At 72.3% G+C, this 16,180-nt stretch carries 11 protein-coding genes; 6 read left to right on the top strand and 5 right to left on the bottom strand.

Features of this window, described 5'->3' with window-relative positions; translation table 11 throughout:
* Nucleotides 1-72: 72 nt before the first annotated feature.
* A complete protein-coding gene (locus QF032_RS27030; protein ID WP_306949203.1) occupies nucleotides 73-1,461 on the top strand; it encodes a maltokinase N-terminal cap-like domain-containing protein in 1,389 nt (462 codons plus the stop codon).
* A 295-nt stretch (nucleotides 1,462-1,756) separates the two neighbouring features.
* On the top strand, nucleotides 1,757-3,949 hold the full coding sequence (glgB, locus tag QF032_RS27025) for a 1,4-alpha-glucan branching enzyme (RefSeq protein WP_307060387.1): 2,193 nt from the start codon (nucleotides 1,757-1,759) through the stop codon (nucleotides 3,947-3,949).
* A 127-nt stretch (nucleotides 3,950-4,076) separates the two neighbouring features.
* Here glgB and QF032_RS27020 read toward each other — a convergent pair whose 3' ends face one another.
* The 4 genes from QF032_RS27020 to QF032_RS27005 form a co-directional block, all read right to left on the bottom strand.
* Nucleotides 4,077-6,320 (bottom strand): HelD family protein, encoded by a 2,244-nt coding sequence (locus tag QF032_RS27020; protein WP_307050331.1) that lies wholly within the window; start codon nucleotides 6,318-6,320, stop codon nucleotides 4,077-4,079.
* 185 nt (nucleotides 6,321-6,505) lie between these two features.
* Nucleotides 6,506-6,838, bottom strand: coding sequence for a thioredoxin family protein (locus tag QF032_RS27015; RefSeq protein ID WP_307057786.1), 333 nt, complete (start codon nucleotides 6,836-6,838; stop codon nucleotides 6,506-6,508).
* Nucleotides 6,835-7,263: a MerR family transcriptional regulator gene (locus QF032_RS27010; RefSeq protein WP_306955929.1), complete on the bottom strand. Its 429-nt coding sequence runs from the start codon at nucleotides 7,261-7,263 to the stop codon at nucleotides 6,835-6,837. The genes QF032_RS27015 and QF032_RS27010 overlap by 4 nt, the downstream gene beginning before the upstream one ends.
* Nucleotides 7,264-7,492: 229 nt before the next feature.
* Nucleotides 7,493-8,923, bottom strand: coding sequence for a cation:dicarboxylate symporter family transporter (locus QF032_RS27005; protein WP_307050329.1), 1,431 nt, complete (start codon nucleotides 8,921-8,923; stop codon nucleotides 7,493-7,495).
* 123 nt (nucleotides 8,924-9,046) lie between these two features.
* Between QF032_RS27005 and QF032_RS27000 the strand changes: the two genes are divergently transcribed.
* Both QF032_RS27000 and QF032_RS26995 read left to right on the top strand, forming a co-directional pair.
* Complete coding sequence (locus QF032_RS27000) at nucleotides 9,047-10,696, top strand: ATP-binding protein (protein ID WP_307046033.1); 1,650 nt, start codon at nucleotides 9,047-9,049, stop codon at nucleotides 10,694-10,696.
* Entirely contained in the window at nucleotides 10,693-11,388 is a 696-nt protein-coding gene (locus QF032_RS26995) for a response regulator (protein WP_306949206.1), read from the top strand. The genes QF032_RS27000 and QF032_RS26995 overlap by 4 nt, the downstream gene beginning before the upstream one ends.
* A gap of 207 nt (nucleotides 11,389-11,595) precedes the next feature.
* Here QF032_RS26995 and QF032_RS26990 read toward each other — a convergent pair whose 3' ends face one another.
* A complete protein-coding gene (locus tag QF032_RS26990) occupies nucleotides 11,596-12,621 on the bottom strand; it encodes an ATP-dependent 6-phosphofructokinase (RefSeq protein ID WP_306949208.1) in 1,026 nt (341 codons plus the stop codon).
* Nucleotides 12,622-12,795: 174 nt separating this feature from the next.
* Here QF032_RS26990 and pta point away from each other — a divergent pair, with 174 nt between their 5' ends.
* Both pta and QF032_RS26980 read left to right on the top strand, forming a co-directional pair.
* Nucleotides 12,796-14,919, top strand: a complete 2,124-nt coding sequence (gene pta, locus QF032_RS26985; protein ID WP_307057784.1) for a phosphate acetyltransferase — start codon at nucleotides 12,796-12,798, stop codon at nucleotides 14,917-14,919.
* A complete protein-coding gene (locus QF032_RS26980; RefSeq protein ID WP_307046031.1) occupies nucleotides 14,916-16,127 on the top strand; it encodes an acetate kinase in 1,212 nt (403 codons plus the stop codon). The genes pta and QF032_RS26980 overlap by 4 nt, the downstream gene beginning before the upstream one ends.
* The last annotated feature ends 53 nt before the right edge of the window (nucleotides 16,128-16,180 follow it).

Raw genomic sequence — 16,180 nt, 5'->3', positions numbered from 1 at the left:
GCGGTTTCCCCTGCCCCGCCCGGGGCACGCATCAGTAACACCCCGACCCCCCGGGGAAAGGAATGTGACGCAATGGCGGAAACTGTCACACTCTCCGGCAAGACGAGCCCCGGCCTCCTCGCGTCCCTGGACCCCCTGCTGCGCGAGTGGCTGCCCCGGCAGCGCTGGTTCGCCGGCAAGGGGCGCCCGGTCACCGGGTTCTCGCTGGTGGCGGCCACCGAACTGCTGCCGGCCGGAGCGCGGCTGGGCCTGTACCACCTGCTGGTGCGCGCCCGGCAGGGCGCGGCCCCGGGCGACTGCTACCAGCTGCTGATCGGCGTCCGCGCGGCCCTGCCGCCCCGGCTCGCGCCCGCGCTGATCGGGCATGTGACCCAGGGGCCGCTGGCCGGGCGGACCGTCTTCGACGCGCTGTACGACACCCGGCCGGCCGAGCTGCTGCTGGAGGCGCTGCGCACCGGGACGCGGATCGGCGCGCTGCGCTGCGAGCGCGACCCGGAGCAGGAGATCCGGTCGGGACTGGTCCCGCGCCGGCTGACGGGCGAGCAGTCGAACTCGTCCGTGATCTATGGAGATACGTTCATCCTGAAGCTGTTGCGCCGGGTGGTGCCCGGCGTCAACCCGGACCTGGAGCTGCCGCTGGCGCTGGCCCGCGAGGGCTGCCCCCGGGTGCCCGCGCCGACCGCGTGGATGCACGCGGACCTCGGCGGCGACGGGCACGAGGACGAGTCGTACGTCCTGGCCGTGCTCCAGCCGTATGTGCAGGGCGCGGCGGACGGCTGGGAGCTGGCGCTGCGGGAACTGGCCAAGGGCGAGGACTTCACCGCCGAGGCGCGGGCCCTGGGCCGGGCCACGGCCGAGGTGCACGGGGCGCTGGCCCGGGCACTGCCCACGGCGACGCTGGGGCAGGCGCAGACGGGGCCGGCGGTGCACGGCATGATCGAGCGGCTCGACGCGGCCGCGCAGGCGGTGCCCGCACTGCGTCCGTACGCGCCCGCGCTGCGCACCGCCTTCACCGCGCTGGCCGATCTCGCGGCCGAGGGCCGCACCTGGACCGCCCAGCGCGTCCACGGCGACCTGCACCTCGGGCAGTGTCTGCGGGCCGCCTCGGGCGAGTGGTCGCTGATCGACTTCGAGGGCGAGCCGGCCAGACCGCTGGGCGAGCGCCGGATGCCGCAGCCGGCCGTGCGGGACGTGGCGGGCATGCTGCGCTCCTTCGACTACGCGGCCCACTCCGCCGACCCGCCTGCCCCGGGCTGGGCGCACGCCTGCCGGGCGGCCTACTGCTCCGGCTACGCCGAGGCGGCGGGCGTCGACCCGCGGACCGACCCCGTGCTGCTGCGGGCCTACGAGACGGACAAGGCGATCTACGAGGTCGTCTACGAGGCCCGGCACCGGCCGGACTGGCTTCCCGTACCCCTGTCCGCGATACGACGCCTCGCCGCACCCCCCGACCTGCCTTGAGGAGGCTCCGCACGTGACCCCGAAGAAGGTCGAGAAGGCCGCACCGCAGCACAGCAGGTCCCCCGCCGCACCACCGGCGGCCCCGTCCGTCCCGGAGGCGCACCGCCCCCCGACAGCGGACGGCGCACCGGAGACGGACATCTCACCGCAGGCGGATCCCCTGCCGAAGGCAGGCCCCTCCACGCAGGCAGTCCCCTCAGCGCAGGCGCACCCCCTGCCGGAGGCGGACCCCTCGCCCGGGGTGGTCGCGGAGTCCCGGAGCACCCCGGACGCCGCCCCCTCGCCGGAGGCGGTCGTGGAGTTCCGGAGTGCCCCGGACGCCGCCGACCGCGCGCGTCTGCTGGAGGGCACGCATCACGATCCGCACTCCGTGCTGGGCGCGCACCCCGCGCCGGGCGGGGTGGTCTTCCGAGCGCTGCGCCCGTACGCGCGGTCGGTGGAGGTGGTCGCCGGCGAGCTGCGCGCCGTGCTCCACGACGACGGTGACGGCTTCTTCTCCGGTCTGCTGCCGCTCAAGGGGCCGCCGGACTACCGGCTCCTCGTGACGTACGAGGACGCGACCGTGGAGACCGAGGACTCCTACCGCTTCCGGCCCACCCTGGGCGAGCTGGACCTGCATCTGATCGGCGAGGGCCGGCACGAGCAGCTGTGGACGGTGCTCGGCGCGCACCCGCGGACCCACCAGGGCGTGAGCGGCACGGGCTTCGCCGTGTGGGCCCCGAACGCGCGCGGCGTCCGGCTGGCGGGCACGTTCAACTACTGGGACTCCACCGGGTGTCCGATGCGGTCCCTCGGGTCGTCCGGGGTGTGGGAGCTGTTCCTGCCCGGGGTCGGCGAGGGCGCGCTGTACAAGTTCGACATCACCCGTCCCGACGGCTCGCACACCCTGCGCGCCGACCCGATGGCGCGGCGTACGGAGGTCCCGCCGGCCACGTCGTCGGTCGTGGACGCCTCGCGGTACGAGTGGGGTGACGCCGAGTGGCTGGCCCGGCGGGCCGAGATAGCCGTGCACGAGGCCCCGTTCTCGGTGTACGAGCTTCATCTGGCGTCCTGGCGACCGGGACTGACGTATCGTCAGCTCGCCGAGCAGCTGCCCGCCTATGTGAAGGACCTCGGCTTCACACACGTGGAGCTGATGCCGGTCGCCGAGCATCCCTTCGGCGGGTCCTGGGGCTACCAGGTCACCGGCTTCTACGCGCCCACCGCCCGCCTCGGCACGCCGGACGACTTCAGGTGCCTGGTGGACGCGCTGCACCGGGCCGGCATCGGCGTCCTGATGGACTGGGTGCCGGCGCACTTCCCGCGCGACGAGTGGGCGCTCGCCGAGTTCGACGGGCGGCCGCTGTACGAGCACGCGGACCCGTTGCGCGCCGCCCACCCCGACTGGGGGACGCTGGAGTTCGACTTCGGCCGGCGTGAGGTGCGCAACTTCCTGGTGGCGAACGCCACCTACTGGTGCGAGGAGTTCCACATCGACGGCCTGCGGGTGGACGCCGTGGCCTCCATGCTCTACCTGGACTACTCGCGCGAGGCGGGCCAGTGGACGCCGAACGAGCACGGCGGCCGGGAGAACCTGGACGCGGTGGCGTTCCTGCAGGAGATGAACGCGACGGTGTACCGCCGCAACCCGGGCGTCGTGACGATCGCCGAGGAGTCCACCGCCTGGGACGGGGTGACCCGCGCCACCCACCACTCGGGCCCCAGCGGCTTCGGCGGGCTCGGTTTCGGGCTGAAGTGGAACATGGGCTGGATGCACGACTCGCTGGCGTACATGAGCCACGAGCCGGTGCACCGCAGGTACCACCACCACGAGATGACGTTCTCGATGGTGTACGCGTACAGCGAGAACTACGTGCTGCCGATCTCCCACGACGAGGTCGTGCACGGCAAGCGGTCGCTGGTGTCGAAGATGCCGGGCGACTGGTGGCGGCAGCGCGCCGACCTGCGGGCGTACCTGGCGTACATGTGGGCCCACCCGGGCAAGCAACTTCTCTTCATGGGGCAGGAGTTCGCGCAGGGCGCGGAGTGGTCCGAGGCGCACGGCCCCGACTGGTGGCTGCTGGATCCGGCGTACGGGGCGGAGGCCGACCACCGGGGCGTGCGGGACCTGGTCCGCGACCTCAACGCCGTCTACCGGGCGGTGCCCGCCCTCTGGCAGCGGGACACCGACCCGGCGGGCTTCGAGTGGGTGGTCGGGGACGCCGCGGAGGACAACGTCTTCGCCTTCCTGCGGCGCGACGCCGAGGGCTCCTCGCTGCTGTCCGTCTCCAACCTGTCCCCCGTCGTCCGCCGGGACTACCGGCTGGGCGTCCCGGACGACGTCCCGGCCTGGCACGAGGCCCTCAACACCGACGCCGAACGGTACGGCGGCGGCGGCGTCGGCCACCCCGACCCGGTCAAGCCGGAGCCGCAGGGCGCGCACGGCCGGCCGGCGAGCATCCGGCTGACGCTGCCCCCGCTGGCGACCGTGTGGCTGCGGCCCGCCTGAGCCGGCACGCGCCCGCGCCGCCCCGCGGGCCGGTGCGGCGGTGTGCGGACGGGCTCTCCCGCCGCCCGCACACCACGCCGGCGCGGGCCCGGGCTCCGGGCCCGGGAGCGACGCTGGCCGGGGACCGTCACGCCGTGCCGGTCCCGGGCGACCGGAACGCCTCGGCCAGCGCCTTCGGCAGGGGGCGGCTGTGCACCACGCCGAGCCGTTGCGTCGCACGGGTCAGCGCCACGTACAGGTCGCTGGTGCCGTACCGGGACGGCTCCACCACGAGGACGGAGTCGAACTCGAGGCCCTTGGCCTGACGGGGGTCCAGCAGGACGACGGTCCGCGTGAGATCGGGCTCCGCGCCCGCCGTCACGCCGTCCAGCCGCGCCGCGAGCCGCCGGTGCAGACCGCGCGGGGCGATGACCGCGAGCCGCCCCTCGGCGGGCGTCAGCTCCTCGACCGCCTCGGCCACCGCGCCCGGCAGGTCGTCGGTCGCGCGCGCCCACGGCCGCACGCCGGTGGACCGGACCGAGCTCGGCGGTGCGAAGTCCGGGTCCTCGGCGCGCACGACGGCCGCCGCCACCTCCATGATCTCGGCCGGGGTGCGGTAGTTGACGCCCAGGCGGGTGTGCTCCCAGCGGTCCTGCACGTACGGCTCGAGAATGTCCGCCCACGCTCCGACGCCGGCCGCCTCGGCGGTCTGCGCGGGGTCGCCGACCAGCGTCATGGAGCGGGTCGGGCAGCGCCGCATGAGCAGCCGCCACGCCATCGGCGACAGCTCCTGCGCCTCGTCGACGATGATGTGGCCGAACGCCCAGGTGCGGTCGGCCGCCGCGCGTTCGGCGGCGCTGCGGTGGTCGTCCTCCTCGTGACGCTCGGCGAACCGCTCCGCGTCGATGATGTCGTGCGCGGACAGGACCTCGGAGTCCTCCTCGTCCTTGTCGTCGAACTCGTAGGTGCGGGAGGCGTACGAGACGTCCAGGACGCCCTGGGCGTAGGCGATCTGCGTCTCGCGTTCCCGTTCCGCCCGGGCCCGGGTCACCCGGTCGTCCTCGCCGAGGAGTTCGGCGGCCTCGTCGAGGAGCGGCACGTCGGCCACCGTCCAGGCGCGGGTCACCGGGCGGCGGATGACGGCCGCGTCGTCGTCGGAGACGTAGCCCACCGGGTCGGCGAGGAAGTCCGCGACCAGGCGCTGCGGGGTCAGCCGCGGCCACAGCTGGTCGACGGCGGCCCACACCTCGGGGTTCTCGGCGAGCTCGTCGCGGATCTGGGTGACGTCGCTCGGGTCGAGGAGGTTGGTGCCGTCGAAGGGGTCGGTGCCCAGGCGCTCGGCGACCATGTCGGTGAGGGTGTTGAGGATGTGGCCCTCGAAGTGCTCGCGGGCCGCGTTGTGCGGCAGCCCGGCGGCCCGGGTGCGTTCGCGGGCCACCCGCACGAGACCGTCGTCGAGCATCAGGATCTCGCGGTCGTGCTCGATCGCGATGACCGGGTCGGGCAGGGCCTGCCAGTCGCGTACGACGTCGGCGAGGACGTCCGCCATGTCGGCGCGGCCCTTGACCGCGGCCGCCTCGCGGGTGTCGGCGGCCGTCGCCCGCACGCCGGGGAACAGTTCGCCGACCGTCGCCAGGAGCACGCCGGTCTCACCGAGCGCGGGCAGCACCTCGCCGATGTAGCCGAGGAAGGCGGGGTTGGGGCCGACGATCAGGACGGCCCGTTTGGCGAGCAGTTGCCGGTGCTCGTAGAGGAGGTAGGCGGCGCGGTGCAGGGCGACGGCCGTCTTGCCGGTGCCGGGACCTCCCTCGACCACCAGCACCCCCCGGTGGGGGGCGCGGATGATGTCGTCCTGCTCGGCCTGGATGGTCTGCACGATGTCGTGCATACGGCCGGTGCGTGCCGAGTCGAGCGCGGCGAGCAGGACGGCGTCGCCGGTCGGGTCCTCGTGGCCGGTGCGGGTGGGGTCGCCGATGTCGAGGATCTCGTCGTGCAGGGCGGTGACCCGGCGGCCCTCGCTCGTGAGGTGCCGTCGCCTGCGCAGCCCCATCGGGGTGTGGCCGGTGGCGAGGTAGAACGGGCGGGCGACGCCGGCCCGCCAGTCGATCAGGACCGGTGTGCGTTCGGCGTCGCCGGCGCGCAGGCCGATGCGGCCGATGTGGTGGTGGACTCCGGAGGCGAGGTCGATGCGGCCGAAGCACAGGGAGCCGTCGACCGCGTTCAGCGCGGCGAGCAGCCCCGAGCGCTCGGCCACGAGGATGTCCCGCTCGAGCCGGGCCTGCATGGGGGTGTCGCCCTGGGCGAGCGCGTCCGTGACGGAGACCTCGGTGTCGCCGCGCAGGGCGTCCACGCGCGCGTACAGATCGTCGATGAATTCCTGCTCGCGCTGCAATTCGAAATCGGCGTTTGACAATTCAGCTCCCGCCCGGATATGATGCCTTCAGTGAACCGCATTACGACTTCATTGAAATGAAGTCGCGAATCACTCAATATACGCCGAGAAATCCCCCGAGCACAATTGCTCGGGGGATTTCTTCGTATCGGCCCGTATGCGGCGCGGTGTTCCCGTCGCCCGGGTCAGAGCACGTCGGCGATCTCCTCCAGCAGCCGGCGCCTGGGCCGCGCCCCCACCATCGACCGCACGGGCTCACCGCCCCGGAACACCATGAGGGTGGGCGTCGACAGCACGTGGTACGCGATCGCGGTCCGCGGATTGCGGTCCACGTCCAGCTGTACGACCTTCAGCCGCTCGCCCTCCTTCTCGGCGATGCTGCCCAGTACCGGGCCCAGCTGCCGGCAGGGGCCGCACCACTCGGCCGTGAACTGCACGAGCACCGGCAGTTCCGCCTCCAGCACCTGCGCCCCGAAGTCGTCGTCCGTCACCTCGGTCACGCCGTCCGCCTTGATCACAGTCCTCGCCCTCCCAGTTCGCACCCCGGCTCCGGACCCCCCGGAGCCAGCGCCTCGGCCGCCAGCTCGTCCCGCGCCCGCTCGGCCCGCACGAGCTGTCCGGCGACCGTCTCGCGGACCGCCCGCAGCTCGCCGATGAGCGCGTCCAGCTCGTCGAGCTTGCGGCGGTAGACCACGAGCGACGCCGGACACGAGTCGCCCTGCGGGTGCCCGGCCCGCAGACACTCCACGAAGGGCCGGGTCTCCTCCAGGTCGAACCCGAAGTCCTGGAGCGTCCTGATCTGCCGCAGCAGCCGCAGATCGCCCTCGTCGTACGTCCGGTACCCGTTGTCGCCGCGCCGCGCGGGCAACAGCCCCCGCGACTCGTAGTACCGCAGCGTCCGGGTCGTCGTCCCGGCCCGCGCGGCCAGCTCTCCGATGCGCATGTCCACGACCGTAATCCTTGACGCCGACGTCAGGGCAAGAGGTGCGCCCGAGGGCAGGGACGGGGGAAAGCAAAAAGACCGGGCGACCGAGCCACGGGGGAGTGCTCGGCCGCCCGGAGACGGTGGGGCCCGCCCGGAGACGGTGGGGCCCGGTAACGGTGGGGAGGAGGTCGGCCGGATGTCCGGCCCCGGTTCAGGCGGGGCCGGACATCCGGAGTCCGTGGGGCCGTCAGGCCTTGGCGAGTTCCTTCTCGCCCTCTTCGCGCTGCTCGGGCAGGTCCGCCGCGACGACGTCGTCCTCGTCGTCGTGGTCGAGCAGGGTCTTCTCGTCGAACGGCAGGCCGCCGGCCAGCACCAGCTGGACGCGCTCCTTGTCGATCTCCTTCGTCCAGGTGCCGATGAGGACCGTGGCGACGGCGTTGCCGGCGAAGTTGGTGAGGGCGCGTGCCTCGCTCATGAACCGGTCGATGCCGACGATGAGGCCCATGCCGTCCACCAGGGCGGGCTTGTGCGACTGCAGACCGCCGGCCAGGGTCGCCATGCCGGCGCCGGTGACGCCGGCCGCGCCCTTGGAGGCGACGAAGAGGAAGAGCAGCAGCGGGATCTGCTCGCCGATCGACATCGGCGTGCCCATGGCGTCGGCGATGAACAGGGACGCCATGGTCATGTAGATCATGGTGCCGTCGAGGTTGAAGGAGTAGCCGGTCGGGACGGTGATGCCGACGACGGGCTTGCTGACGCCCAGGTGCTCCATCTTCGCGATGAGGCGCGGCAGCGCGGACTCGGAGGAGGAGGTGGACAGGATCAGCAGGAACTCACGAGCGAGGTACTTGAAGAACGTCAGGATGTTCAGGCCCGTGAAGATCCTCAGCAGCGCGCCGAGCACGATGAAGACGAACAGGAAACACGTGGTGTAGAAGCCGAGCATCAGGACGGCGAGGCTCTTGAGCGCGTCCACGCCCGCCGAGCCGACGACCGCGGCCATCGCGCCGAACGCGCCGATCGGGGCGGCCCACATGACCATCGCGAGGATGCGGAAGACGAGCCGCTGGATGTGCTCGACGCCACGCAGGATCGGTCGGCCGGCCTTGCCCATGCCCTGAAGGGCGAAACCGCAGAGCAGCGCGATGAGCAGGGTCTGCAGGACGTCCGGCTGGGTGAACGCGGAGAGGATCGTGGTGGGGATGATGCCGAGCAGGAACTCGGTGGTGTCCTTGGCCTCGGCCGAGACCTGCGCCTGGCCGGTCTCCTTCACGGCGTCGGTGATGTGGAGGCCGCTGCCGGGCTCCAGGATGTTGCCGACGACCAGGCCGATGGTGAGCGCCACGAGCGACATGACCACGAAGTAGCCGAGCGCGATACCGCCGACCTTGCCGACCTTGGCGGCCTGCCGTACGGATCCGATGCCGAGAACGATCGTGCAGAAGATGATCGGCGAGATCATCATCTTGATCAGGTTCACGAAGCCGGTGCCGATGGGCTTCAGCTCGACGGCGAAGTCGGGGGCGGCGAGACCCACGGCGATGCCGATGGCGACCGCGACGATCACCGCGATGTACAGGTAGTGGGTGCGGTCCCGCTTCACGGCGGGTGCGGCAGGTGCCGTATCGGGGGTGCTGCTGGCGGCCACGGCTGCCCTCCTTGACGTCTTCGTCGGCATCACCGGCGTGCGGCTCACGTCCGGGGAGTTGTGGGGGATGCCGTGACTATCCCGTGCGGTTGTGAGGGCGGTCACCCTTCCGTTCATTTAGTTCACGATCGGCCTCGGGGGCACACTGACGACATGCGCCTCCCCGTCCTCCCCCGCCCCCGCAGCCTGGCCGGCCAGCTGTTCGCCATGCAGGCGGTGCTGATAGCGGTCGTCGTCGCGGGATACGCGCTGTTCACGTACGTCAGCGACGGCCGGCAGGCCGAGGAGGCGGCGGGCCGCCAGGCCACGGCAGTGGCCCGCTCGGTGGCCGACTCCCCCTCGGTCCGGGCGGCCATCCACACCGCGGACCCCACGGCCGAGCTCCAGCCGTACGCCCACCGCGTCATGCTCGACACGGACGTCGACTTCGTGACGATCATGAACACCGACGGCATCCGCTGGACCCACCCGGACGAGGACCAGATCGGCCAGCGCTTCCGCGGCAACACGGCGGAGGCGCTGGCGGGCCGCACGTTCACCGAGACCTACACCGGCACCCTCGGCGCGTCCGTCCGCGCGGTCACCCCCATAAGGGACGACGACAAGCGGATCATCGGCCTGGTCAGCGCCGGCATCCGGGTCGAGGCGATCAGCGAGCGGGTGCAGGACCAGGTGACGGCCCTGTTCGCCTGGGCGGTGGGCGCGCTCACGCTCGGCGCGATCGGCACGTACGTCATCAACGCGTCCCTGCGCCGCCACACCCACGGCATGAACGCGACCGAGCTGAGCCGGATGCACGACTACCACCAGGCCGCGCTGCACGCGGTCCGCGAGGGGCTGCTGATGCTGGACGGACAGTACAAGGTGGCCCTGATCAACGACGGGGGCCGGGAACTGCTGGGCGTCTCGGGGGACGTGGTCGGCGCTTCGGTGGCGCAGCTCGGTCTGCCGGCCCCGCTGACGGGCGCGCTGCTCGCCTCGGAGCCCCGGGTGGACGAGGTGCACCTGACGGCGGACCGGGTGCTGGTGGTGAACACCTCCCCGGTGTCCGGCGGGGAACGGCGCGGCACGGTGGCGACCCTGCGGGACGTCACCGAACTCCAGTCCCTGATGGGCGAGTTGGACTCCGAGCGCGGCTTCACCCAGGCTCTGCGCTCGCAGGCCCACGAGGCGGCCAACCGGCTCCACACGGTCGTCTCGCTGATCGAGCTGGGGCGCGCCGAGGAGGCCGTGGACTTCGCGACGGCGGAGCTGGAGCTGGCGCAGGCCCTGACGGACCAGGTGGTCGCGGCCGTCAGCGAGCCGGTCCTGGCGGCCCTGCTGCTGGGCAAGACGGCGCAGGCGAACGAGCGGGGCGTGGAGCTGGTGGTCTCGCAGGAGAGCACCCTGGACGACGGTCTGCTGCCGGAGACCTTGCCCGCCCGCGATCTGGTGACGATCCTGGGCAACCTCATCGACAACGCGGTGGACGCGGCCCAGGGCAGCGTCCGGGCGAAGGTGACGGTGACGGCGTCCACGGAGGGCCCCGAGCTGCTGCTGCGGGTCGCGGACACGGGGACGGGGGTGGATCCGGCGCACGCCTCCCAGGTCTTCGAGCGCGGCTTCTCCACGAAACCGGCCGGGCCGGGCGGGCGGGGCCTCGGGCTGGCGCTGGTCCGGCAGGCGGTGCAGCGGCACGAGGGAACGCTGTCGGTGACGGAGGCGGCGGGCGGCGGGGCCGAGTTCGCGGTGCGCCTGCCGTTGCGGACGAAGGCCGCGTCCGGTACCTCCGGATCCGTGTCGGGCTCGGGAGGCAGAGGATGAGCGAGGAACCGATCAGAGTGCTGGTCGTGGAGGACGACCCGGTCGCCGCGGACGCCCACGTCATGTACGTCGGACGGGTGCCGGGGTTCGTCGCCGTGGGCAAGGCGCACACCGGGGCGGAGGCCCGGCGACTGCTGGACCGCACGCCGGTGGACCTGCTCCTGCTGGACCTGCACCTCCCCGACGCGCACGGGCTGCAGCTGGCCCGTTCGCTGCGGGCGGCGGGCTACCACGCGGACGTGATCGCGGTGACGTCGGCGCGGGACCTCACCGTCGTGCGGGAGGGCGTCTCGCTGGGCGTCGTCCAGTACGTGCTGAAGCCGTTCACGTTCGCGACCCTGCGGGACCGGCTGGTCCGGTACGCAGAGTTCCGCGGCGCGGCGGGCGAGGCCAGCGGCCAGGACGAGGTCGACCGGGCGCTGGCCGCCCTGCGCGCCCCCGGCCCGGCCGCCCTGCCCAAGGGCCTGAGCGCCCCGACCCTGGAGCGCGTCACGTCGACGGTGCGGGAGACGCAGGAGGGGCTGACGGCGGCCGGCGTGGCCGAGGCGGTGGGCATCTCCCGGATCACCGCCCGGCGATATCTGGAGCATCTGGTGGAGTCGGGCCGCGCCGAACGCAAGCCGCTGTACGGGCAGGTGGGACGCCCCGAGCTGGTGTACCGGTGGGTGAGGGGGCCGGCGAAGGGCCGCTGACCGGCGAGGCCTGCCGGGGCCGGATGGCCGCCGCCCCGAGCCGGGGCGGCGCGGCCGGCGATTGCGGACGACGCCGGCCGGGACTTCCTCGAACCGGATCGTCGACCGCTTCTGGACGAGCGTCGCGCACCGGGCGGCCTGAGGAACGCAGGCAGGGGGCACGCCCCCGGGGCCGCCCGCGGGACGAGGGCGGCCCCGGGGCTCGGCCTAGAAGACCGACTCGGCCTCGGTGATCCGGTCCTTCGGGACCGTCTTCAGCTCGGTGACCGCCTCGGCCAGCGGCACCATCACCACGTCCGTGCCGCGCAGCGCCGTCATCCGCCCGAACTGGCCGCGGTGCGCCGCCTCCACCGCGTGCCAGCCGAAGCGGGTCGCGAGGACGCGGTCGTACGCCGTCGGGACGCCGCCGCGCTGGACGTGACCGAGGATCACCGGGCGGGCCTCCTTGCCGAGCCGCCGCTCGAGCTCGTAGGCCAGCGCCGTGCCGATGCCCTGGAAGCGCTCGTGGCCGAACTGGTCGATCGCGCCCTTGCTGTAGTCCATGGTGCCGTCGGCCGGGTGCGCGCCCTCGGCGACGCAGATCACCGCGAACTTCTTCCCGCGAGCGAACCGCTCCTCGACCATCTTCACCAGGTCGGCGGGGTCGAAGGGCCGTTCGGGCAGGCAGATGCCGTGCGCGCCCGCCGCCATCCCGGACTCCAGCGCGATCCAGCCCGCGTGGCGGCCCATGACCTCGACGACCATGACCCTCTGGTGGGACTCGGCGGTCGTCTTCAGGCGGTCCATCGCCTCGGTGGCGACCCCGACCGCCGTGTCGAAGCCGAAGGTGCGGTCGGTGGAGGAGATGTCGTTGTCGATCGTCTTGGGCACGCCCACCACCGGCAGTCCGGCGTCGGACAGCATCCGCGCCGCCGTCAGCGTGCCCTCGCCGCCGATCGGGACGAGCGCGTCGATGCCGAAGTCGTGGATCATGTCGGAGGCGCTCTCGCAGGCCTCGCGCAGCCGGTCGCGCTCCAGTCGGGAGGAGCCGAGGATGGTGCCGCCGCGGGCCAGGATTCCGCTCACCGCGTTGAGGTCGAGTGCCCGGTAACGGCCGTCGAGGAGCCCGGCGTAGCCGTCCTCGAAGCCGATGACCTCGTCGCCGTAATGGTCGACGGCGCGGTGCACGACCGACCGGATCACTGCGTTCAGGCCGGGGCAGTCGCCGCCTGCCGTGAGGACTCCGATGCGCATCGTGCTGTGTCTCCTGCTCGCTGTCGTTGCCGGTGAGCCGGGTCCGATTGTTTCACGCCGCCGAGCGCGCTGTCTCTTGACGGGCGTCTTAACCACGGCCAGGGGTATTGTCAAGAGGAATCTGCTCACCTAGGTGGGCGATTTTTGTGTCCCGGAACGAAACGGAGAGCCGGCGTGACCCGCAGCGTGTACGTGACCGGTATCGACCGCGGCGACGGCCGCCAGGTCGTCGAACTGGGGGTCATGGAGCTCCTCACCCGGCAGGTCGACCGGGTGGGCGTGTTCCGTCCCCTCGTCCACGACGGGCCCGACCGGCTCTTCGAACTGCTGCGTGCGCGCTACCGGCTGGCGCAGGATCCGGCCACGGTCTACGGCATGGACTACCACGAGGCGTCCGCCCTCCAGGCGGAGCAGGGCGCGGACGAACTGGTCTCCACGCTCGTGGAGCGCTTCCACCGCGTCGCCCGCGCCTTCGACGTCGTCCTCGTGCTGGGCACCGACTACGCCGACACCCAGTTCCCGGACGAGCTCGCCCTGAACGCGCGCCTCGCCAACGAGTTCGGCGCTTCCGTGATCCCGGTCGTCGGCGGTCGCAAGCAGACGGTGGAGTCGGTGCTCGCCGAGAGCCGCAACGCCTACCGGGCATACCGGGGTCTCGGCTGCGACGTCCTCGCCATGGTGACCAACCGGGTCGACCCGGAGGACCGGGAGGAGATCGCCTCCCGGCTCGCCACCCGGGTGCCCGTGCCGTGTTACGTGCTGCCCGACGAGCCCGCGCTCTCCGCGCCGACCGTCTCGCAGATCAGTCACGCCCTCGGCGCGACGGTGCTCCTCGGCGACGACTCCGGGCTGGCCCGCGACGCCCTCGACTTCGTCTTCGGCGGGGCGATGCTGCCGAACTTCCTCGAGGCGCTGACGCCGGGCTGTCTGGTCGTCACCCCGGGAGACCGGGCGGACCTGGTGATCGGCTCGCTGGCCGCGCACAGCGCCGGCACCCCGCCGATCGCCGGTCTGCTGCTCACCCTGGGCGAGGTCCCGACGGGGCAGATCCTGACGCTCGCCGCCCGCCTCGCCCCCGGCACCCCGGTCGTCTCGGTGCCGGGCAACAGCTTCCTCACCGCCGAGCAGCTGTTCTCCCTGGAGGGCAAGCTGAACGCGGCCACGCCGCGCAAGGCGGAGACCGCGCTCGGGCTGTTCGAACGGCACGTGGACACCGGGGATCTGCTCCGGCGCGTCTCCGCGCCCAGCACCGACCGCGTCACGCCGATGATGTTCGAGCACAAGCTTCTCGAACAGGCCCGTTCCGACAAGCGCCGGGTCGTGCTGCCGGAGGGGACCGAGGAGCGGGTGCTGCACGCGGCCGAGGTGCTGCTGCGCCGCGGCGTGTGCGACCTCACCCTGCTCGGGCCGGTGGACCAGATCCGCAAGAAGGCCGCCGACCTGGGCATCGACCTCGGCGACTGCCGGCTCATCGACCCGGCGACCAGCGAGCTGCGCGACGCCTTCGCCGAGAAGTACGCGGCGCTGCGCGCCCACCGGGGCGTCACCGTCGAACTGGCCTACGACGTCGTCTCGGACGTGAACTACTTCGGCACGCTCATGGTGCAGGAGGGCCTCGCCGACGGCATGGTCTCCGGGTCGGTGCACTCGACGGCGGCCACCATCCGGCCGGCGTTCGAGATCATCAAGACCAAGCCGGACGCCGACATCGTGTCGTCGGTGTTCTTCATGTGCCTCGCCGACAAGGTCCTGGTCTACGGCGACTGCGCGGTGAATCCCGACCCGGACGCCGAGCAGCTCGCCGACATCGCCGTCCAGGCGGCCGCCACCGCCGCGCAGTTCGGCGTGGAGCCGCGGATCGCGATGCTGTCGTACTCCACCGGCACCTCCGGCTCGGGCGCGGACGTCGACAAGGTGCGGGAGGCGACGGAGCTGGTGCGCGAGCGGCGTCCCGATCTGAAGATCGAGGGGCCGATCCAGTACGACGCCGCCGTCGAGCCGACCGTCGCCGCCACCAAGCTGCCGGGCTCCGAAGTCGCGGGCCAGGCCAGCGTGTTGATCTTCCCGGATCTCAACACCGGCAACAACACCTACAAGGCCGTGCAGCGTTCGGCCGGCGCGATCGCGGTGGGCCCGGTGCTGCAGGGGTTGCGCAAGCCGGTGAACGACCTGTCCCGGGGCGCTCTCGTCCAGGACATCGTCAACACCGTCGCCATCACGGCCATCCAGGCCCAGATCCCGTCCAGGGACGGCCGGACGGCCGGCCCGACCTCCAGCGAGAAGGCGACCGACCTGTGAGCGCGACCCGCGTCCTCGTCCTCAACTCCGGCTCCTCGTCGGTGAAGTACCAGCTGCTCGACATGCGGGACAGCAGCCGGCTGGCGAGCGGGCTCGTCGAGCGCATCGGCGAGCGGACCTCCCGGCTGAAGCACACCCCGCTCGCCGCCGGCGGCGGGTCCCGCGAGCGGAGCGGGCCGTTCGCCGACCACGACGCGGCGCTGAAGGCCGTCGCGCAGGAGCTGGCCGGGGACGGCCTCGGGCTGGACTCCCCCGAGCTCGCCGCCATCGGGCACCGGGTGGTGCACGGCGGCAGGCACTTCACCCGGCCGACCGTGGTCGACGACGCCGTGCTCGCCGAGATCGAGCGGCTGATCCCCGTCGCGCCGCTGCACAACCCGGCGAACCTGACCGGCATCCGCACGGCTATGGCGCTGCGGCCCGACCTGCCGCAGGTCGCCGTGTTCGACACGGCCTTCCACACGACGATGCCGGAGTCGGCGGCCCGCTACGCCATCGACGTCGAGACCGCGGACGCGCACCGGGTGCGGCGCTACGGCTTCCACGGGACGTCGCACGCGTACGTCTCCCGGGCGACGGCGAAGCTGCTGGGCAGGTCCCCCGAGGAGGTGAACGTCATCGTGCTGCACCTCGGCAACGGGGCGTCGGCGTCGGCGGTCGAGAGGGGCCGCTGTGTGGACACCTCGATGGGGCTGACGCCCCTGGAAGGTCTCGTCATGGGTACACGCTCGGGAGACGTCGACCCGGCCGTCATCTTCCATTTGGCTCGTGTCGGTGGAATGTCCATCGACGAAATCGATGCTCTTCTCAACAAGAAGAGCGGACTCGTCGGGCTGTGCGGGGACAACGACATGCGGGAGATCCGCCGGCGGGTCGACGAGGGCGACGAGCGGGCGAAGCTCGCGTTCGACGTCTACATTCACCGGCTGAAGAAGTACATCGGCGCCTATTACGCCGTGCTCGGGCACGTGGACGCGGTGGCGTTCACCGCCGGGGTCGGGGAGAACGCGGCGCCGGTGCGGGAGGCGGCCGTCGCGGGCCTGGATTCCCTGGGCCTGGCGGTGGACGAGGAGCTGAACGCGGTACGCGGTGACGAGCCGCGGCTGATCTCGCCCGCCGGCGCGCGGGTGGCGGTCGCCGTGGTGCCGACGGACGAGGAACTGGAGATCGCGACCCAGACCTACGCACTGGTCAAAAAGACAAACTGAGCAGGAAAGCAACTGAGCACGCTCCTTCTCATTTGTATCTTCCGCCAGACGGA

The organism is Streptomyces achromogenes, assembly GCF_030816715.1.
Lineage (GTDB): Bacteria > Actinomycetota > Actinomycetes > Streptomycetales > Streptomycetaceae > Streptomyces > Streptomyces achromogenes_A.
Note: the sequence above shows the minus strand (reverse complement) of the source record. Positions and strands in the feature narration are given on the sequence as shown.

Bases quoted from the DNA above. Each gene is read 5' to 3' on its own strand.
- QF032_RS27030 (WP_306949203.1), top strand. From the start codon at position 73: ATGGCGGAAACTGTCACACTCTCCGGCAAGACGAGCCCCGGCCTCCTC.
- QF032_RS27000 (WP_307046033.1), top strand. From the start codon at position 9,047: ATGCGCCTCCCCGTCCTCCCCCGCCCCCGCAGCCTGGCCGGCCAGCTG.
- QF032_RS26990 (WP_306949208.1), bottom strand. From the start codon at position 12,621: ATGCGCATCGGAGTCCTCACGGCAGGCGGCGACTGCCCCGGCCTGAAC.
- QF032_RS27005 (WP_307050329.1), bottom strand. From the start codon at position 8,923: ATGCCGACGAAGACGTCAAGGAGGGCAGCCGTGGCCGCCAGCAGCACC.
- QF032_RS27010 (WP_306955929.1), bottom strand. From the start codon at position 7,263: ATGCGCATCGGAGAGCTGGCCGCGCGGGCCGGGACGACGACCCGGACG.
- QF032_RS26995 (WP_306949206.1), top strand. From the start codon at position 10,693: ATGAGCGAGGAACCGATCAGAGTGCTGGTCGTGGAGGACGACCCGGTC.